Genomic DNA, 21,406 nt, shown 5'->3' with positions numbered 1-21,406 from the left:
TATTACCTAGACATCCACATGTCAGCGAACGTATGTTCATTTGAAAATATTCCCTTATTCGAATTAATTCGACAAAACAGGTCGGAAGTCCTTGCTAACTAAAAAAGACGACAAGTATGTCGTCTTGATTAATCTCAGCTTTATATTGCCTGTTCCTATAAGAATACACACTACACCAACTCCTCAGCCTCCTCCCAAAACTCCACTCCCTCATCAAACTCCGGATCATAATTTTTCTCTTCCCCAGTTAAATATTTCGACAGAATTTTTGTGATCCGAATACCATACGGATATATTGTGTGTTTATCGTAATTCAGACCTACTCTTCGTAGCTGATCAACTAAATTAGCCAGATCATCACGTTCCATCTCATCCAGCTCTCCCAGAGGAATGTACTCAACCGCTTTCTGCTGAAGCAATAGTTTGCTAGGAGACAGGAACTTGATATCTTCGTTTCTCACACCAGACCATGCTCTTGGCCTTCCACCAACACCATAATAAATCCCTAGTGGATCTTTGAAAATCCCCGAAGCTTTGTTGAATTTCTCTTCAGCATCATCTTCAATAATCCTATATTGTGGCACATCATCCGTCATATTGACACGTATAAACTTAAGACGGGCATCATTTACTAGTCGTTCGCTCAGATAAGGAACTTTATCGTATTGAAGGTCAGTATTTCGAATGACTGGAAGCCAGTCCTTTCTCAGTGTCGCATTGATTATTACTGTTAGCTGCTTTACATCTTGACCAAGCTCACTCTCAATAGCTCTGACCATAAAATCCAGAAAAACCTGTTTGCTTTGATTCCATTTGCCCGGATTTTCCAACGTTTTGGCCTGTTCCAGATAAAAAGGTGCCTCTCCTAAAGGTAACCATGACTCAATTCCGAATATCTTTAACATCATCTCAGTTCCGTCCATTTTCGATATGACAGGTAAATGTTTCTTGTCTGCTTTTAAAATATTAAAGGACAGGACCGGACCACATGAATCTAGCTTGGTCACATTGTTGCTTAGGAAGCCTGCATCATTAAGCAAATCAAATAATGCATTGATTATGCGAGCAGTATCCCCCTTCTCATCTCCAGTAAGAGGATGTATGAACTGAGTAAGACGTCTTGCCTTTTTCATCCCTTCCCTTATAGCTCTCTTAGGATCACCGTCTTTGCTCCAGTTTTCTTTAGGCGCAATCTCCATTAATGCCAATGTCCGCTGATCCCCGGAAGAGCGTTCTTCATTAAGCAGCTTGTTAATTTGATTCACTCGCTTGATAAAGGCAACATCAGCTTTATATGTTCCAGCTTCCAGTTCACTTACAATTTCAACAGGATTGCAGTGTACGAATTCTACGGTTACATCCTTATCGCAATTGAGCCCATAAACATTCTCTGAAATTTGACGATTAAAGATTATTGATTTATTTTCCAGTGATTTTTGTTCAGTCGTATAAACTTCTTTCATTGCAGTAAACATTGCTTCACTACTATAAACCTCAATAATTAGCTTTTCTGCTTGATGCGCGACAATGGGGAACCGAATGTCATTCATACGCTTACGAGGGATCTCCGGAATATGCAATAACGCTGTTAGATGATACTTAGCAAGTACATCTTTAAACATATTAAACAGACCACTTTTCTCCGACAACCCGAGTCCTGACTTCACAAAGTTACCTTTGCCATTGAACGAATGATGATTGACTACATAGGCAGTAACTTCACCATTTCCGTCCAAGAATACAGCAGGATTAGAGAGCAACATATCAGGTTCGAAGGATTCTCCGTACAGAACATCCCAATACAAGCCATCCAGGGCTGTTTTCCAGACTGCAAAAGGCGGTGTTCCCTGTCCACTACCAGCACGACGCTCAAACTGAAGCTGTGAGAAAGAAAGCTTCTCTTGCAACGTATACGGATTACGGACTGACACAAGAACAGAACAGGCATGATCCGCTTTTAAATAACAGGAACCTTCCTTAATTTGTGCGTTCTTCAAATACCGCCTTGTACCTACAGTTACAAGAATAAGCGGTCTATCAGCATCCCCACCACGATTCTTCAGTTCAACCTTTAGTACATAAGAAAAAGGATCGTGTTTCGGTGATTTCCTGATCGGAGTGGAGACACATTCATGCTGATTATTAAAGATCGTATGATGAAACTGGAGTTCCTCTACAATACCTTGCCCTAACTCAACCGTTCGCAGTTCTTCACAGAACTTATGAGCTGCCAAGCCAGGAAGCCATTGGTATTTATCAATAGATTCATGAAGCTCACCAAAAGTAGAAGTTTCCCATTCCATTTCAGCCTCTTTAATCTCCTCCGGTAGATTAGCTGCTGAATATCCTTTTAAATGTGCAAACCAGCCTAGAGTGAGCTTTTTAATATGAGACTTTGGAATTTCAACAGTAGAAACAATCCATGGCAAGTTTTTTTGCAATACTCTATTATTTAAATCCACATGAACAATCTCAGGGAATATACTCTTTAGCTTCTTGCAAAGAGGTTCAACCTTATATGCAAGCTTGTGGTTTTGAGGTGTCGCTTGTGTAATAAAAAAATTGCGCCAGCTGTCCGGCATATGCATGACATGAATCGTTTCATGATAGAATACCGCTTCATTCACTTCCAGTGCAAAGAGCTCCATTTTGTTCATATACTGCCTCCCATATTCATATTATGAATCGCTTCGCTAAAGGGCCCATATAAACTTTGGAAAATAGTATCCTTCTTGTTCTTGTGCATAATTGCTGCCCATACTTCAAGCATCGAATATCCTTCAAGGTTACCTGCTGGCTTAGCGTTGAACTTAGCATCACAGAAGTAGACACGGGCATCTAATCCCCCACGCAGCATACGGCCGATCATCTGCCACACCGGAACAAAAGTGTACCACCCCATAATCTCTCTTTCTTTCGGACTTAAGATCGACCAGAAATCCGGTTTCATATACATATGCTCCAGCTTACCGCTGCTAATTTGCCGTAGTTTGGTAACCGCCTTATCGTAAACAAGGTTCTTTCCTTCTATCCGACGCAAATATTCTGGCAAATACGCATGCAGGACCTGAACAAGATAATTCAGATCATTGGGTATGGGGTAAGGACGAACCAAAAAGAATACTGATCCGAAAAGGGCCTCTCCCTGACTATCTAATATGTTATATCCCCGACCAACGGACAATAGGGGTACAATCAATACCTCAGCCCGGTTCCGATAAAAGGACTCGATCAATACTCTGGAATACTGATCTTCTTGGTGACCATCATCTCTTGAGAGCGCCTTATATCTGCCCGTCCAAGTTCGATCATTTCGAAAAACACTGCAGACTGTTTCAACATCATCATAAGAGTTCACAACCAGCAATACTCTCCTGTTGTTACCTTCAGTTCTCCAGTGATTCAGTTCATATTCAATATCTGGCTTTAGATGCTGTACCATCCCACTTAAATATTGATCTCTTTGTTCTGGATCACGAATACCTGACACCGAATAAAATTCTCCACGAACCTCATCAAGCACGGGCTTATAATTCATCTGAATAACTGAGCTCTTGCGGTTTGCTCGTAGCAACCATTCTGAAGGTGTCTTCAAGTCATAATGAGCCGACTTCGGAGCATGACTGGTTCCAGAGAGAAATACAACCGCAGGACCTGCTTTCCCGTCACATTCTTGATACAGATTATACCAATCATGAAGCAGCAGACGGCCCACAGCAGTGTATTCAATCAGCTTGAACTTCCCGGTCTTTTCATTGTCAGGCAAGTCATATTTATATCCCAAGGTAATCCCGGTCATCGCTTCTTTCATAAATGCCTGATAATCCTTCTGCATAGTAAACAACGGTGAGAAATTAATCGATAGGCCAAGTTTAGCTTGAATCATAGGAAACGTAGTTAAAATGTATTTGATACTCTCCTCTGCCCTACATAAGTACAAGAAGAATTCAAGTTGCACAAAGAGCAGTTCTTTTTTCACCTTTGGTTTAAGGACCCCGCTTACTTTGGTTATAATCTGCTCCAGGAGTCTCTGCTTCTGCTCGGGGCTCTCTGCCTCTACAATCTCATCAACGATTCTTGAGAGTAATGGATCCTTGTATGGGTCTGAGGCGTATTCGCTGAAACGTTTGAATAATCTTGACTGTAATTGAGAATTGTCAGAGAGTTTTTCACTTAGTGTGCCAGCCAGTGCTGCCACCCGAATCAGATTATTCCTGATATCCTTCCTAAGCGTCTGAGACAGTTCCAGTTTGTTATAAATTCGCCAGATCATCTGATCCAGCATACGAAGCCTATCGTTCCACTCAATAAAGGCAGGATCACCAGCATACTGACCATAATATCCACTGGTTAGCTCATTAGACTCATATCTCAGCTGTTCAAAGATATCGTCAGCTGCCCCGAACACATTGTATTGTGTCAAAAAGGTCTCATCAAACTGCTTCTGCACCTGATCCGCTTCATCTACAAAAACAACATCAAGCAGGTCATACATGGCTTCGTAAGTCGTTCTCTCCAAGGGATCAATCACTGCTGATATACGTGTCTTCAGCACACTTGGCGCAGTGGCAACCCATACCTCAGCATTCTGCAAGCAAGATAGATCTTTATATACACCACAGGCATGTGCAAGCGGGCATTTCACAGATTTATCGTCTTGCTGCAACTGGATACAAGGATATCTGCTGCTCCGATCATAATCTTCAGCCAACGCTTTAATGATACAGACATCGGATAAATGAATAAGTGACTCATACTGCTGGCTTTGCCAATCACTAACCTCTTGAATGCCACTGCTATTCGCAAACAAATAGTTATTGAGATGATCTTCTCTGGAGGTTCTCCCAATAACAGGAACAGCATGTATTCCAAGCTTACGCAATTCTTTGACACGTTCAAGGGCCTGCATAACACTACCTTCAATGAAGCCTACCCTTGCACCCTCATGTTTTACCAGCCGGTAGGCTTCCATCATCATAAAAGTCGACTTCCCTGCTCCAAGCCCCCCACCAATGTGTTGATTCCCTTGATACACAAATTCTAGATCCATACCATCAAGCGATTCCAAAAGCACAGACTTGGCCCTACTTACCCACATGGCCGATGCTCCCAGAAGTTGATCCATCTCAGTTGCTAATACAGCTCCGTTATATGGGACCGAAAGCTTAAATATTCTTTTAGGCCGATACGCTGGCAGAGGTTTGACTTCATTGGAGAGCATAGATTCAGGGATTTCCCCCTGGAAGGTGATCCATTGCCCACCTCGAATCCTTCGAGAGTATGTAAACTCTTTTTCATTAGCAAAGGGTTTAGTATTCAACTGGCGTGAGATGGAGTGTTCAAGGATACTACTATAGATAGAAGAACGGTCAATTAAATAACGCGGAGCAATTCGAATAGCTCCTTCATCCTCCTTGATCTCGTATAACCGATATTCACTCCCAATTTCCCCATAGGCATTGATTCGTTTCAAGAGATTCTTCTTGGTTCGCAGTTCAGGAAATAGAATTCTCAGCCGGGTAATGATATCCGAGCGAGTTGTATGTTTCAGAATGGGTTCATTGTAACCAACTAGAACTGACCACGTCTGATGGATGGATAGCTTAGGATCGATCAAAGTACATCCTGTAATGAATAACTCCATGCTCACCAGAAGATTAATTTCGGATTTACGCAGTTTAAGTGATTCAAATTCTTTGATGATACCTTCTGAAAGCTCCCAATAAGTCTGCCTCACAGAAACACCTTCTTCAGCGTGGATTCAATTTCCTTCTCCATGATCATTTCGATATACTCCCGAGCAATTTCGTTTAGCAGATTCATACTTCGTTCACGATAAGATGCGAAGAGCTGGCTGCGATAATTCGGAACTACAATAAGGCATTTATTCTTGTACTTTTCCAGGTAGGCAGGACTCTGATGATTGAAGAAATTAGCAAGCGTCCGTGGATCTCTGAAGTCCTTGACATCAAGAAAGATCGTTTTTCCATCTTCTGATACCAAGAGATCATATTCATCCACATTGGGATAGAGCTCAACCTGATATCCCTTACGAATCAATCGTTCGGCGATTCTAAGTTCAGATATTCCAGGCAGCAATACAAACCTTTGAATTCCAGGTATAAGCCGCAATACCCTTTCCCTACCAAAATCAAAAGAACTTATGAGCTCAAAATCAGCAAGCAGATGGCAGATATCTTCTTTATTACAACGCCACCGATCATTCTTATATTCCAGGGTCCAGCCACAATGTGGGCATTTCCGAAAGTTAGCCATCATAGGTGTTATTTCTTCATAGCATTGCTTGATCAGATTCGTTAGTTGAATATCAAGGAAAGTATCAGCAAATTGGGACAATTGAAAGGAAGTAACTACGGCATTTTGTGGATTAGATAGAAACGTGCGGATGCGACCATACTCTTGCTGAAGCTGTCGGCCTTCTTCTCGGCAGTACATCAGGATCTCATACATAGTCTGTTGCTCAGCATCCTGTGGGGAAACATATCTGTTCAGGAACTCATCAGCATCCGGCGTTAAGCCAATGAACTCTTCTAACAAAGGAGCATCTTCGGGGTAATAGTCTTGGAGGTCAGGGATCCCCCATTCTTTGGATGGGCGATGAAGAATTTTCAGTAGATGATACAGATCAACCGGAGGTTGATCTGTAGAAGCAGCTGTCTGTTCTATGAATAACAGCATTCCCTTATAAAGCTCGTCCGGAATCTTGCCGTAGTTGCCTTGCCATTTGTTAATCCCTGTTATCAGGGACAAAAGAGTGTCATGCGTTTTAGCCATAGAGCACCATCCTATTAGAAGATTGATAGATATAGGATAAACTATGGTTGTGACTAAGAGTTGTCAGCGAATGTATGTTCCTAAATGGAATTTTCGAACTCTTGTGAAGTCACTATTTCAAGAAACCAATTCTGGCTCAGTAAAATATTTATTTCGATTTCCTTGAATCTCGATATGAGACTCCCAAACAAAAAATTTCCAATGTTCACCTATACCTGGTGAAAACACAATGAATTCAGGAGTTATCATTTTTCTGAATTCTTTGAAATCGATATAATATACTTTACTTCCTTCGAGTCTTACTGCTAAAACTGAAATGTCGGCATCATCTAAAATTCCAACTTGGGCCATGTTCAAATCAAACCAACCACTGCCTTTTTTATGTAATTTAGAGCCCGGAGTACATGCAACAAAGCACTTCCCATTGGTCCTACCTTCGAACATGATTTGTTTTCTTGCGATGGTTGTTAATTTACAATGGTATTTATTACTCAGCAATTCAATTATTTGATCCTTTTATGGAATCGACATATTCTGTCCTCCATTTCCTTTTCTTATATAAAGAGTTTGTGTATGAATTTTTAAACAATCAAGGTAATCATCTTCTTATACCAACAGCTTATCTATCAAATCTCTTAGAGAGCTCATGCCACCTCCCGGCATAAGCGATACAGCCCCCATATTATATTTGTCGTGAAAATCTGCCGTGAAATAACGAAGCTCATCGCTCTGAACTGGAGTCAAAATATAAACGCTCTGAACTGCACGTTCGTCGTTACGGCGTAACAAGATACCATCCTTGTACTTATGCATTTCGCCTAGTGCTGTTCCTAAATTATTTGCGACTCTATATTTAGGATCGAGAATATATAAGCGATCTTCTGCATCAATAACAATGTCAGGAACCATCCTCTGTGTAACGGTGTAAAAGTGCGGGGAATTATTTTGGAATACCCGTTGATAAGATAGTCGCATACCATTCTTTAACTGGACAACACTCTCGTTGTGCTCTGCAAAATGAAGAAAAACCCCTTCCCTTCTGGTTCGAAATAACCCACTGCTGTCTTTTAATAGGCCCTTTTCCCGAAAAAGCTTTACAAGCTGCATATAACACCATATCTCATATAGCGCAAAAGTTTCTCTCAGAGGATAATTGTAACTCATGCCAATTCGTTCTTTCCCATGCTTGTATAAGCGATCAAACCATTGATAGCACTGTCGGTATACGGGATGTTTTCGAAACACTTGGGATATTCTTCTCAGCCCTTGGTAGGGAGTAACTTGCTTGAAAAAAGGATCTCTTAGCCAATACCCTACTTTATCCGCATAGGCCTCTACCCTTATTGCATATTCTACCGGACTTGCTTTACCGTATAGTTTCAACAGATGTCTCAGCTCTACCAGTTGCTGCTTTAACAATCTATTCTCATAGCTGTTGTAGCTATCCTCACGGGCTGAAGATTTCACTGTTTCCGGTATGATTCCAACTGCGCTGCGCCCACTATTTCGCTCCAGCCAGGCCAGTGTTTGGGCATCCACCGTCTTGACACGATCCCGTCTCATATGCCGTTCGCGGGTTTGAAGCACCCTCGTCGGCTGCTCAATCACGTGACGGATCATCGTTGAAAGTGAAGCGAACGACGCTTCTATGTAGCTCCATTGTGCTAAAGAAAGCTCCCGTGAATGCTGATCCGCTTCAATTCCCGTTTTGATATCCGAATGTTCGAAACAAAGGGATGCTTCCTGCAAAATCTCACTTAACATGAGGTGATATTGGTCCTGAGTCATTTTCCGGGTATCCGGATAAATATAAGAATCGAGCTTTACCCCATTGATTTCAAAAGTGACCTGTCCGCTATAAAATGGTGTCGACAATTGTCCATAAGCTTCACCTTCACTCATCCGCAGCGGAAAGTGCTGCAGGCCGCAAAATTGAATCGAAGGCTGCTGCTCAAGATCATTCATTACGTACTTCCAGTCGTAGGTAGTAGCCTCGGTCAAGTAGGCCTCATCCAAGGTAACCCACGCTTCACCGTTTATGCGGAGCAGAAAATTATCGCCAGAACTGTGTTGCTCCATAGCGTACAAGCTCCTTCTCCATACGAATAATATGACCGTAGCTCACAGAATCTTCACTCAAATGTTCAAAAAAAGCTCTTTTTAGATCTCCAAGTAATTCTGCTATCCGATCGTCGCCTCTAAGCTTAGGTAGCACCTTTTCCGCAATAACACGATCCAGCATGGCGTTACTTGATGCTTGATGCTCAATGTCCAACAATAGATGGCCGTTCATCTTCTGAATCATCTCATTCATCGTCCGATATCCAAAATGCAGGTGAAATGGAGCCAGCAAACTGTGCAACTGCATCAAAATTTTAAATTCGTTCTGCAATCCCGCTCTTACACCATCGTCTACACGACTCCAAAATGTTTCCAAATCCACCTCACTTAACGTCATAACGAATGCACGATCTAATACCTTGTCCGAAATGCTATGGGTCGTTTCATCTACATTAATCGTACCCAAGAGGTATACGTTAGGCGGTATGCTGATCTTGGAAGGAATCAGATCCAAATCATCCCGGTTATGCAAAGGAATTTCTTTGTGCGACTCCACTCCGCTTAAGTAATCGCTTAAATAATATTCGACCCGAGCGAGGTTCATTTCGTCCAGCACAATAAAATGCGGTTTCTCTCGCTCCTCATGAGCGTGCAAGATTACCTTTAGAAACTCTGTCATGATGTAACGCTGCTCAAAGGAACTGTAATACCCAAACAGAGCAGTCGCATCCGTCCAATCAGGACGGACAGGTATAATAGACAAATACGGATTGTCAGCTTCATAGGACAAACCATATACCGCATTTGCGTAGAGTTTGGCCAACTGTGTTTTACCCGTTCCCGAGATACCGCTTAGTATAACGAAATGTTTATCGTCCAAAGCTGTTAAATTCAGATGCAGATCACGGATTAAATCTTTATCAAACGTCAGGGAGCAGTTCTGAATCGCCTCATAAATGACTGTGAAATTAAAATTGCTGTTGTATTCAACGGCGTCCGTTGAAGGATCATCGTCTGGGGAAGTGTCATCCATCGGTTCAACACTTGGAGCATCCGTTTCGAGCAATTTGAATTTACCACGACCTGCTACATGGGCAAACAACAATGCAGCACACACCAATCTCCCTTTAACTTCCCCTATTTCTTCTTCAAATTGCCGCTCAGTATTGTTATACGTTCCGATCCGATACTCATTGTGACGTACTTCAATATCATGCTGACCAAGCAAGTTCATGGCTTCTTGCTTCAAATCTTCATTATTTTGGTTAGTTGTACGAAACGCTTTCACTAACCACCATTCATTTAGACCACTACCAAGTAACATCTCAACATTCGTATAGATGTGATTATGTTTCTCTATATCAATAGCAAGCATCGGCCTAGATGAGCCAGTTCTTGTCTCATACTCTCTATAATACAAACAGCCTTGTACAATGGTTTGTCCATCCCGTTTTAGAGAAAACTCTTGTTCCCGTTGACCTGACTTCTCATTCCCCATAACGCCATATTGAATCTGATAGGGTCTACCGAACAGTGTTGCTGGATAAGTCGATTCAACGGAACCGAGCAGATTCATAATATTTGCAGCTCTTGCACATTGCTCTCTGTACTCCAACAAATACTTTCGAAATGCAGACGTCTGCTCCCAAATTTGCCTTAATATATCAATAATTACTTTTGGATCATACTCCCCCTTCAAGGGAAGCTCCAGCCCCATGTAAATCCACGGTCTAATTCTCGGCTTGATCATATCAACGATTGTTTGATCTAGAACAGTCCGCTCAATTTCGTTTCTTGTAAAGGATCCAGTTCTGGTGAACGTTCTGATCTCGGGATTCAGTTCGCTCAGCATCGCATTCAGACGCTCATTCTTTATCAACTCATTGACCAGATAGAAACTAAGTTCTATATACACATACATTCTTTGCTCAACACCATTAAACTCAAGTGTCAGCAGATTGAACTCTTTGTCCTCTATTTTACGAACGATTTGAGCAAAGTACTTTTTGCCTATACTCGTATCTTTCTTCTGTTCCGCATATTTAGGATTTAATGAGTCATGGTAGGTGGTCACTAATGTCTGACCATAGGTAGCAATTCTATAATCCTGACCAACTAACTCCGTGGCTAACTGATCTAGTTCCGATTTCCAAAACTGGTCCATGGTATCGTTAACTTTCTTGCACCGTTCCGTAGTGTTATCAATATCGAAGATTTGCTGGTATTGGGTTAAGTTGATCATAATGGGCTCCTTTGATTCTTCGAATTCTTTTCCTTAGTTTTGTTGATATTACTCAAATGGCCTACCCGTCAATTTCCGAATAGATTTACAGAACCTCTTCCATTCTTTTGGATAAGCATTACTACCATTTATGTGTAGGACTTTATCTTCAAACACGATGTCTAGACTCCAATGTGTTCCATCCAGCGCATTAGGATCGATATACTCATGCTCCCAGCCCAGAATACGGCATTTAGTCAGCTCTTCTCTGAAAATAGCAATACCTTCATTGTCCCTTTGTACAGCCAAACTTGGTTCCAAGCCCCCGTCTTCTCTTACCTCATATGTGATCTTGCCATTTACAAACTCGACTTCAACTATATAGCTCGAACCAAAATATCCCCCAATAGAAGCTGTGATCTGTTTGATATTTACGTATTCTGTTATCATGTAACCCACCCCTCGGGTACGATTTCTATGCCGCTTCCATTAATCTTTCTTCTCTTATTAGACCATAGTACTAAGGCAATAGTATGTCAGCGAACGTATGTTCATTTGTAATTTCTTCCTTATTCGTCTCCATTCGACAACCTGGGTCTGAAGTCCTTGTGAAATCAAAAAAAAGACGACCGTAATAGTCGTCTAGCTCTCATGCAACTCATTCTTCTGAACTACCCTCCCGATATCTGCTATACCAAGCAGCCCTCCAGCGAGTGTCATAGGTACCCTCTTTCAAATAGGTAAACTTTATGCCTCTTTGTCTCATCGATGACAAATGCTTGACCATCTTTAAGTCTTCTATCACCCAGAACATACCGCCTTGGTCTCTTAAATCCAGAAATTTGAGGCCTTGAGATTTCAAATATTCCGTCAAGCTGAAGCTGAAACTGGAATTCGACAGAGTCTTCTGCCCTTCAACAACACTCTGGGAATCGCTCCAGTAATGCACTTCCATCCCTGCTGCCGTCTCCAGCACCAGAAGCTCCTGCTCAAATGCCGCTTGTCTTTCTTCTTCTGCATTCCGCATTTCTTCTGTCCAATAGTAGGTCAAATTAGGCTGCTGACTGATTTCTCTAAAGAAAAATTCTTCAGCATCCTCATCTTCGGACTGAATGACATTTGATAGTTCTTCTGCGAAGTCCGCTGAAACTGAAGCAGCCGGAGCCGGCTCCTTATCGAACTCCTGCCATTCCTGTCTAATTCGCGCCGCCCTATTTACTATTGCATCTTTAAGCACAGTCGGCTCGGACTCTCCCGCCTTCATATCCTTCTCCTGCTTGTGAAGTTCACGAGGAATGTTCAGTTCCTCCAACTTTCGGAACAACGGCAGCAGTGCTCTCTCGGGATGCCGGAAGAATTCCCCGCCTCTGATCCGTACGAAGGTCCAACCGAGTCGCTCCAGTATGGATTGCCTGTCCAGATCCTCCCTAAGCTTCTCCACCGGATGCCATTTGTCCCCATCGCATTCCACAGCCAGGCGTTTGCCGCCCCCTTCAATAACCATATCAATCCGGTAGGCTCCCACCTTCCATTGGGGTAGTACTCTATATCCTTCCTGAAGTAAACGACGCATAACCTGCCGCTCGAACTCGGACTCCAATGCAGGCTCATGCTGCTTCAAGGCTTCATCCGCGGCATACGGATTCCGGACATACTCAATTAATCGTTTCCGCAGATCCCCTTCTTTAAGCTGAGTTGAGGTATCGAGCGAATGAATCAGCCATAATTGGTCACGGGCTCGGCTAACTGCTACGTTATAGCGCTTTTTAGTTCGATTTCCAGGATCTGAGATTAGACGCAGGGGTACAAATTCTTCTGATGCGTCGACCATGGATAAGAAAATAACATTGCGCTCATCGCCCTGAAACTGAGCAGAATTGCCGCAGCGTATCTTTCGCCGCTTATATTCCGTGGCTGGTATATGCTTTTGCAGATACTGGTCAATCAGAATAGCTTGCTCTTCCCCAAGCAGGGTAATCACCCCAAAGGTGGCGTCCTTATACTCTTCCTGCTCAATGGCGGAAAGAATGAGCGAAGCAACAGCCTGCGCTTCCACCTCATTCCGTTTATTATTTCTGCTTCCGTTCTCTACACGGTACTCAACAGTGTAAGGCTTGGTCGACACCCCGCTTGCATCTCTAAGAGGAAGAATGGAACCATTATAGGATAAGCTGTTGCTGAACTGAATAATCGGTTCTACACAGCGGAAATGTTCCCTGAGTTGCGTCATACCCGCGAAGGACGTTTTGGCCAGATCATAAATCGAAGTGCTCCCATCATAAAGAGCAGAGTTAGGGATACCTTCCAGGTGGGCATCCATCAGCCTTCTCGTCTCTTCTAACCGCTGCCCGATTGCTTCTGGACTCACCTGTTCATCATCACCCACAACAACAATTTGCGTACCCAAATAGAGCGCCGTCAGTGCCATAATATCTGCCTGACTGGCTTCATCCACTATAACTACATCAAAATGGTTCTCTGAAGGGTTGAAACTGTCAACCACTCTATAAGTGGGCATAATCCAGACGGGAACAGCAGTCTGACAGATCGGCATAAGCTTTCGAGCCTCAGCAAGAAGATGCGGTGCCGATTTCCCGGTCCGTTTGCCTGCTTTTTTCATTAACAGCTTCCAGCCGTGGAGAGCATTCTGCTGCTTAAGCGTAGTTTTCCCCGCGAGCGCGAGCCAAGCCTTTTTCTCGACCAGCTGCAGAGTGACCGATTTAAATTGTTTACGAATTTCCACCAGTTCTTCCTGGAGCAGCTGGGTAGAGATAGCCGCTCTTTGATCTAATTCCATATCCAATTGTTTAAGCAGCCAGATCGCTTGAGTTTCACTTGGAGCATGAAGTTCTCCGTGAACTCCACTCCTGTTCCTAACCGCCTGTGCCCAGTCGGGAGCGCCTTCTTGTAACTGCTGTAGCCATTCTTGTCTTTGACGGATCAGTGTGCTTTTCTCCCATAATTGCTGCAACGCGCGATAAGATTCTCCATACATCTGCTGATCCAGCTGCACAATGCTTTCCTGCAGGCGACTTGATATCCATGAGCGGGAATCTGCCAGAGACTGAGCGGTCTGCTCCAGTTCCTGGATACGGCGGTTGACTATCTTCCATCTCTCTGCATGAACATATGAATTTATGATGTCAGGAAGCTCTTGCTCTACCAATTCCTGCAGATGAAACCAATCTGCATGCTTGCCTAATGGGAGCGGCTTAGAGTTAACCAGTTCACTCCACAGAAGTCCTTCGTTCTCCAGGACCTCAAGCGAAGGATTGAAGCTTGATTGTCTCCAGTCCAACAGGCCACAGATTTCCTTCTGAATATTCTCCATATACTCTTCGGGCTCCGACCCAAATTCGGCAAGATCATAACCTCCTCGGTCGGTTACCTGCCGTTTCCAACGAGTCATCGACTTAGAACGCTGAGTTTGATAATCAATGACCGTCAGCAGGGCATCAAGATAGGAGACATCCAGCTCATCGATCTCCTTGCCAGACGGAACAATAAGTTCACATACCTTCTTCCACTGCCGCTTAAGCAGCAACTGTAGCGAAGTCAGTTTCCCTCCATTTTCCAGATGCCTCTTTATTTCATTCAGGATAGCAGGCAAAGGCTGCAAATCGCTTTCAGTTAAATGTTCAAATCCATATTTGTATCTGGCTGTTCTCGCTGTACGGTATAACTTAAGCCACTCCTCTACTTCTTCCAGCAATTCAAGCCAGTCATTCTTTTCATGCTCCTTGGTAAAGATCAGATCAAGCTTCCAATCCTCTAGGTTACTTATAGCCATCGTTTGACGCAATTGAATTAAGGCAGTGAAGAGTTTATCCGATGGTACTTCCATGTTAGTTGCCCAATAAGGTATATGCTTATTCTTATCCGCACTTAGCAGCTCCTGATGTTCTTGGACAAGTTCATTAAATTTATCAGGAGTGAAGAACATTTCTGCTCGAATGGATAGATATTTGAATTCATTCTCATCTTCCTGTGTAATCTCTACAGAGCTTAAATATAGGCTATCCAGTTCAGAAGGAGTAAGTGGAAAAGCCTGTCCTGCGACAATCTTCCCAGGGATTAAGTCCATCGTTTCCTGCCCGGCAGAGATCATCTTCGCCGCTCTGGAAGGGTCAAATTCAGAACCCCAGAGTACAATTGGTCGATAGTCACTCTCTCTAGAGATTCGAAGATTGCTGTTAATTTCTGTGATCTGCTCTAGAATAGATTGGCGTTTGGCTGAGAGAACGGCTATTTCCTGCTCCGTCTGTTCCAATGATATCGAACTCAAAGTCGATGTAATTGTATCAATGGAGTTCTCCAGTTGTTTCTGTCCGCTGACATCGTCCAATATGCTGACGCAAAGATTTTGAAGTGGTCCAGCCACTTTATCACGTAGAACGGCCAGTGCTCTAGAGGTATGGCTAGTTACCAGCACACTTTTTCCCTCCGCCAAAAAATGACCGAGCAGATTGGCAATGGTATGCGTCTTCCCTGTGCCCGGTGGCCCCTGTACCAGAACCGAGCCAAACCGGCCCAGCTTCAGGGCAATATCCAACTGCTCCGAATTTGCCTCTTTGGTGAAAAGAATCTCTTCGTTCTCTCCATTAACATTCAAATTGGAATATGAAAAAGCACTTTCACCCTGAGGTGCCGTTCCTGTGTCAATTCCAGTAATTCTGGCTATCGCCTGTGGAAAATCTTCTCTTTCATTCAAATCCTTAATGATTTCTTCAATCGCATGATCGAAACCAACGGAACGCTTGCGTAAAAAAATAACAGGCTCTCTCCGAATGTACACTACCTTATTCTCCTGAGTTAAAGCTGCTGTTTCGCTACCATAAGGCATAAACAGCGCTTTAGCAGACAAGTAGCTCGATACTTTTTTCAGATAATTATCCGTACCCTCATATCCCAGGGGCGAACAAGGAACCTCCAACAAATCATCAGCGCATTTCTTAAGAGATTGTGCACTAACTTCAAGCGTATCCCTGAATAAAGTACTATGGAACTCGGGCTCATCTTCAGAAGCAATCAGCATAAACTCCGGCACATCCGGATTAAAAACCAGCTGTACTTTCTGTAAGAGCACCGGATGGTGTATAATCTCCGGCTGCAACTCCCAGTGTAATATCCCATCACCAATCATTAGTTCCACAGAATCCCTTTCACGATCAATCCATGAAGAGAGCATGTACAAATCCTCGAACAGCTTAATAGTTCTGCGTACAGGCCATTCGTTTGTTTTCCACTCCTCACGTTCCTGAATCCATTCCTCCCAGATCTGCACTCTTTCTTTATCCTGATCGAAACGTTCCTGATACGCTCCATACTCCTCTAAATCCTCTTGCTCACGGTAGCTTTCCAAACTTTCAATTCTATCCGGCTGCGTCTGAATTTTCTCCCAATCCGGCTTCAACCAGCGCTTGAGCAGCAGTGGTGGTTTCGGGCAAGGGGTTGGATCTGGTCTCTTAACTGTTAGCAGGACATCAGGAATCAGATCCTCTATACGTTCAGAAGGGCTTATTCCGGCCAAAAATTCACAGATTATATTGGAATGGGCTGGTACATCCGAAAAGGATTGCGACCATAAATGACCAGAAATTCGCTTGATTACCGGCTGTTTCAGTTGATGCATAGCCTGCAGATAGGAAAACACTTGAATAAGCTTTTGTTTAGCGGTGCTGCGCTGATCCTCGCTGGTTTCCATAAAAAGTCCTTCCTTCTTCCTTTTGCGACAAAAGTCCTGTTTTTGAAACTATTATAATATAACGGCCTGTATTAAAATACCAGTATTTTCTCATTACGGTTTTAATCTTACATATAATTCAAGAAAACCCGATTCAACCGCGTGAAGTCGCAGATGAAGTCGGGTTAGGGAGTTTCAAATGATTTTGAAAAAGCTCTTTTTCACTACTGAATTGGCAGTTGGATTGATCCGTTAATTTATCTTAGAACTTGATATCTTCTATAATATATTCGCTAAAGGGTACATACAAACTTTGAGCAGAGTGTTCATGTTCAGCCTTCGGGTGTGTATTTATCCCTAGATATTATCATTCGTAATATCGCAATTAACTCACAAAAAACTCAGTATAACTATACCCTTCCCTCGTTTTCTTCACCTCCAGGATTGCCGGTATTGCGCTCTTCAGCTCCTGGACATGTGAGATCACACCAATCATTCGACCGGACTGTTGCAGGTCAATCAGAGTATCAATAGCCTTGTTCAGAGACTCTTCGTCCAGTGAACCAAAACCCTCGTCGATGAACATGGTTTCTAGTGAAACCCCACCATCATAGGCTTGAATAACATCTGCCATTCCGAGCGCTAGACACAGCGAAGCATTAAACTTTTCTCCACCGGATAATGTCTTCACATCCCTCAGTTGACCGGTATAATTGTCATACACATCAAATCCAAGGCCACTTTGCCTGCCGCGTTTCTCCATACGGTCGCTGCGGACAAGGTAGTATTGTCCTCCGGACATTTTTTGTAGCCGATGGTTTGCATTGTGAATAATTTTATCTAAAAACTCAATTTGCAGATAGCGTTCGAAGGAGATCTTACTACTATTTTCTCCACGCACAACATCATACAAATCTTTCACGACTTGGTACTCACGTTCAGCCTCTTGGCAGCAACGCTCAGCCTCAAGAATATTCGCCTTAAATTCCAAGCCTTTATCAAAGTTATTCCCGGCTTGGATAGACTCCGCGCGAACGATATCAATAGATTGTTCCAGATCATCTAGAAGCTTCTGCATGGTGGCAAGATCTTGACGTTCTTTACCTGTCAGCGTGAAACTTAATTCCTCAATTTGCTTGGTTACCGATGCCAATGAGGCATTGTGCATTTCAATCTGATTCTTCAGCTCAGCTTGAGCACTATTGCTCATCTTCGCTGCTTTATAGCTTTCTTCTGAAGCGAACCCAGCCTGTTCTAACGCTCCGAGGTAGCTTTGAAGAGCCTTGCCTTTATTGGTAGTCGCTTCACTTTTCCCATTCTCAGCATTGATTCGGCTTGCAGATGCCTTGATATTCCGTTCGTTCGCTTCCTGGTATTGACCCTGTGCTTGCTTCCACGCGCTCTCAAGTTGTCTATTGTTAACCTCTGCACTCTTGATATGCTGTTCTAATTTCCCGAGACTACGTACTTCTTCTGGCAAGCTGGATAAAGATTGATCAAATAATGCTTTCTCAGTTACATATTCTGTATTTTTGCTATTGAACAAATACAGCGTATGTTCCTTTTGTTTACGTTTCTCCTCCAATTTGCTGTCCAGTGTATCTAGTGATTGCTTGAGTGGAGCCAACATCGAATTATCTTCTTTCAGTTGCTTCTCCTCTTCAACCAGTGCCTTTCCCTCTATTTGCAGATCAGCATAAACACTCTGAATCCGTTCTAACGGATATCCCAGTTCAAGCAACTGTTGCTGTTTCTCTTTAATCTGCTGTTCAGTAGTTGTGAGCTTCGCCTTTACTTCTAGGTGTTTTTTTTCAAATAAAGATTTCTCCTTACGCATCCGTTCAAGCTCTTCTTTGGTAGGAATGTCACCGGTGGCAGCAGCTTTTTGGGGATGGTCAAGACTTCCGCAGACCGGACATAACTCACCATCATGAAGATGACTTGCAAGCAATCCTGCTTGTCCTTCAATCCAGCGTTCCTCAATTGCAGAATACGCCTGATTCGCTTGTTCAAATGACCCTTTATTCTCTCTTTCTTCTGCTTGTTCTATTGTAAGTTTGTCTAAAAGGCCGAGATATTCTTTCATAGTTACAGCCTGCTGTCTTAACTGGCTAAGCTTCTCAGTCTTTGCCGGCAAATGAAGAACCTTATCTTCCAGTTCCTTAACTTGCGCTGCTTTAGAGAGTCGATCGCTCTGCTTCTTCTCCAGCTCAACAATTGAGCCGTTCAGCTGCTTAGACAAGGTATCCACTTCTATCGTAAGCTTCGTGACTCGTTGCTGTCTCTGGTCAATCTCTTTTACTGCCGGGAGATATCCTTGAAGCCGATCCAGTTCACGTAAAGATTGATTCCGTAATTCTTCCTTTCCTTCCTCCTGCTTATAGAGAGCAATAGCCGTATTGAGGGCAGTTTCAGCCTGCAGGCATTCTGTAAGCGCAGCTTCGAGCAACTCGCTTTTACGAATTAGTTCATCCGTCATTTCAATATTATGTTGTTCATAGACCTGAAGGTGAACCGCTTGCTCTGCCAGAGACAGCTGCACTATCTGCTGTTTGATAACATCCTCTTGTGCTACTAGCTGTTGCTTTACTTCAGATTTCTGATCTAACAGATCAAATTGTACATTCACCGCTAGTGCTTGATGATAAACAGCCGTATGTTCTTGGAATTTAGCCATTTCAGCTTGCAGCAGCAGCTTCTTTTCTTTTAGTTGCACAGTATAATATTCAATCTCTTTATCCAATGCTTCAAGCACTTGATAAGTATTGTAGTTCTCCTGCTCAAAAACCTTGTATAAGTCAGAGACTTCACGCCCGCCTAGAGCACCTTTCACATTACCGATATGATATTCCAGCATCTTCGCTTGCTCCGAGCAAATTTGCTGCATGTCCTTGCGTTGTTCATTCAAATGGTCCGTTACCTGTTTATATAACCCAGTCTTAAAAATCCGGCGCAAGATCTCTTCCTTGTTCTCTGTCTCTGAGGTGAGCAGCTTGCGGAATTCACCCTGTGGCAGCATAACGATCTGACTAAACTGCTCCTTAGTGAGTCCAATAAGTCCGCGAATTTTCTCATCTACCTGAGACACGATAAAACGATCGACAATGGGGACAGCCTGTCCGCTGCTGATTTCGTAAAGTTCATAGCTGTCTCCTGTGGCGCTAATGTTCTTTGCCTTCTTATGGGCCAACTGCCGAAATACACGATACGTCCGACCTTTCAGCTCAAATTCCAAATCAACAGAAGTGTGGAACTGGTCATCGGCGAAATGGCTCCGGAGCATCTTGTTATCATTTCTGTCTTCACCACTTGCATCTCCGTACAAAGCGAAACAGATCGCGTCAAAAATCGATGTCTTTCCGGCCCCCGTATTCCCTGATACGACAAATAACCGGTGCTCTTTAAGCTCGGAGAAATCAATAACCTCTGTATCCTTATACGGCCCGAACGCCGTCATTGTCAGCTTCAACGGTCTCATAACGCTCACCTTCTTTCTCCAGGATCTCCTGCAGCGTTTCGATAAACAACTTCTCTGTATCTGGCGATAGCTCTGTTCCTCTTACGTCTTTATAAAAGGCTTTGAACAGCGACAGCCCATCCATCTTTGCTCGTCCTTCAACCACTTGGGGTTCCCCAATCAATCCTGGGATCGTCATCTTTCGTTCTACATGCATAGCGTTTGGATAGACCGAGCGTACCCGTTCCATTGGCGATGACACCAACGCTTCATCCAGCAAACGGACAAAAACATAATCCTCATTGATGACATGACGCTCAATATCTGCGATAAAACCTTCGACTGTACGCATATCACGTCGTGGGGTCAGCAATTTTCGTTCAATCGTTGTGTTTCCATGCTGATCTAGGTGGACAATTAAATATCCCTTGTTATGATGTTCTTCCGAAATCGAATACTTAAGCGGTGAGCCGGCATACCGGACTGTTTCGTTTCCAACATGATGTGCCTGGTGCAAGTGACCTAATGCCGTGTAATGGAATCTATCAAAGTATTCGGAGCTCACATGCTCTGCTCCACCGATAGACAACGGACGCTCGGAGTCGCTAGTATTATCCTGTGCTACACCACCAGGTGTTACAAAAGCATGTCCCACAAAAATATGGCGGGCGTTTGGGTCCATCGTTCTTTTAATATTCTCCGTAATCTTCTGTATGGCATCATTATGTGTTCTAATACTCTCATCACCAAGTAAATAACGTACTTTCCCAGGCTCAGCATAAGGAATGAGATGGAAGTGAATTTCACCATACTCATCATTCAATACTACGGACTCCATGGAGGTAGTAAGTTCTCCAGCGATATGTAGCCCCGAGGCTCTCATAATGCTGCTGCCGAAATCAAGGCGGCTTGGGCTATCATGATTACCCGCGACCGCCAGAACTGGAATTTTCAACTGCAGTATAATCTTCTCGAGCACCTTATCAAGCAACTGCACTGCTTCCGTCGGTGGAACCGCACGATCGTATAGATCGCCTGCGATAATGATAGCATCAGGCTGCTCTGCCTCAATATCCATGATAAACTGTTCAAGGATATATTGCTGATCCTCTGTCATATACACGCCTTGTACCAACTTGCCGAGATGCCAGTCTGCTGTGTGGAATATTTTCATGGTTTTTCGTCCTTT

General features: G+C 43.3%; 10 protein-coding genes. All 10 read right to left on the bottom strand.

The features are described from left to right. Positions 1 to 170: 170 nt before the first annotated feature. The 10 genes from NSQ66_RS07040 to NSQ66_RS06995 all read right to left on the bottom strand — a co-directional run bounded on the left by NSQ66_RS07040 (position 171) and on the right by NSQ66_RS06995 (position 21,391). Positions 171 to 2,657, bottom strand: a complete 2,487-nt coding sequence (locus NSQ66_RS07040; protein ID WP_076141157.1) for a DUF3962 domain-containing protein — start codon at positions 2,655 to 2,657, stop codon at positions 171 to 173. Further along, the gene (locus tag NSQ66_RS07035) at positions 2,654 to 5,737 is read right to left on the bottom strand and encodes a hypothetical protein (RefSeq protein WP_081388051.1); all 3,084 of its coding nucleotides are present in this window, start codon (positions 5,735 to 5,737) and stop codon (positions 2,654 to 2,656) included. Before NSQ66_RS07035 ends, NSQ66_RS07040 begins: the two co-directional genes overlap by 4 nt. Then, positions 5,734 to 6,795, bottom strand: coding sequence for a hypothetical protein (locus NSQ66_RS07030; RefSeq protein WP_076141155.1), 1,062 nt, complete (start codon positions 6,793 to 6,795; stop codon positions 5,734 to 5,736). The genes NSQ66_RS07035 and NSQ66_RS07030 overlap by 4 nt, the downstream gene beginning before the upstream one ends. A 117-nt stretch (positions 6,796 to 6,912) precedes the next feature. Then, positions 6,913 to 7,293: a hypothetical protein gene (locus NSQ66_RS07025; protein ID WP_141118467.1), complete on the bottom strand. Its 381-nt coding sequence runs from the start codon at positions 7,291 to 7,293 to the stop codon at positions 6,913 to 6,915. A gap of 108 nt (positions 7,294 to 7,401) precedes the next feature. After that, positions 7,402 to 8,874, bottom strand: a complete 1,473-nt coding sequence (locus NSQ66_RS07020; protein WP_076141153.1) for a DUF2357 domain-containing protein — start codon at positions 8,872 to 8,874, stop codon at positions 7,402 to 7,404. Next, positions 8,849 to 11,098, bottom strand: a complete 2,250-nt coding sequence (locus NSQ66_RS07015) for a hypothetical protein (RefSeq protein ID WP_076141152.1) — start codon at positions 11,096 to 11,098, stop codon at positions 8,849 to 8,851. The genes NSQ66_RS07020 and NSQ66_RS07015 overlap by 26 nt, the downstream gene beginning before the upstream one ends. Before the next feature lie 48 nt (positions 11,099 to 11,146). Further along, entirely contained in the window at positions 11,147 to 11,527 is a 381-nt protein-coding gene (locus NSQ66_RS07010) for a hypothetical protein (protein WP_076141151.1), read from the bottom strand. Between the two features lie 208 nt (positions 11,528 to 11,735). After that, on the bottom strand, positions 11,736 to 16,781 hold the full coding sequence (locus tag NSQ66_RS07005) for an AAA domain-containing protein (RefSeq protein WP_076141150.1): 5,046 nt from the start codon (positions 16,779 to 16,781) through the stop codon (positions 11,736 to 11,738). 364 nt (positions 16,782 to 17,145) lie between these two features. Continuing rightward, positions 17,146 to 20,238 (bottom strand): SMC family ATPase, encoded by a 3,093-nt coding sequence (locus NSQ66_RS07000; protein ID WP_076141149.1) that lies wholly within the window; start codon positions 20,236 to 20,238, stop codon positions 17,146 to 17,148. Continuing rightward, the gene (locus NSQ66_RS06995) at positions 20,195 to 21,391 is read right to left on the bottom strand and encodes an exonuclease SbcCD subunit D (protein WP_076141148.1); all 1,197 of its coding nucleotides are present in this window, start codon (positions 21,389 to 21,391) and stop codon (positions 20,195 to 20,197) included. The genes NSQ66_RS07000 and NSQ66_RS06995 overlap by 44 nt, the downstream gene beginning before the upstream one ends. Between the last annotated feature and the right edge of the window lie 15 nt (positions 21,392 to 21,406).

This window comes from Paenibacillus sp. FSL H3-0329 (assembly GCF_037963285.1).
GTDB classification, from domain to species: Bacteria; Bacillota; Bacilli; order Paenibacillales; family Paenibacillaceae; genus Paenibacillus_AQ; species Paenibacillus_AQ odorifer.
The sequence above is the reverse complement of the archived record's forward strand: the minus strand, read 5'-3'. Positions and strand labels throughout refer to the sequence as shown.

Coding starts and splice junctions, on each gene's coding strand:
- NSQ66_RS07015 (WP_076141152.1), bottom strand. CDS start 11,098: ATGATCAACTTAACCCAATACCAGCAAATCTTCGATATTGATAACACT.
- NSQ66_RS06995 (WP_076141148.1), bottom strand. CDS start 21,391: ATGAAAATATTCCACACAGCAGACTGGCATCTCGGCAAGTTGGTACAA.
- NSQ66_RS07040 (WP_076141157.1), bottom strand. CDS start 2,657: ATGAACAAAATGGAGCTCTTTGCACTGGAAGTGAATGAAGCGGTATTC.
- NSQ66_RS07010 (WP_076141151.1), bottom strand. CDS start 11,527: ATGATAACAGAATACGTAAATATCAAACAGATCACAGCTTCTATTGGG.
- NSQ66_RS07005 (WP_076141150.1), bottom strand. CDS start 16,781: ATGGAAACCAGCGAGGATCAGCGCAGCACCGCTAAACAAAAGCTTATT.
- NSQ66_RS07030 (WP_076141155.1), bottom strand. CDS start 6,795: ATGGCTAAAACGCATGACACTCTTTTGTCCCTGATAACAGGGATTAAC.
- NSQ66_RS07020 (WP_076141153.1), bottom strand. CDS start 8,874: ATGGAGCAACACAGTTCTGGCGATAATTTTCTGCTCCGCATAAACGGT.
- NSQ66_RS07000 (WP_076141149.1), bottom strand. CDS start 20,238: ATGAGACCGTTGAAGCTGACAATGACGGCGTTCGGGCCGTATAAGGAT.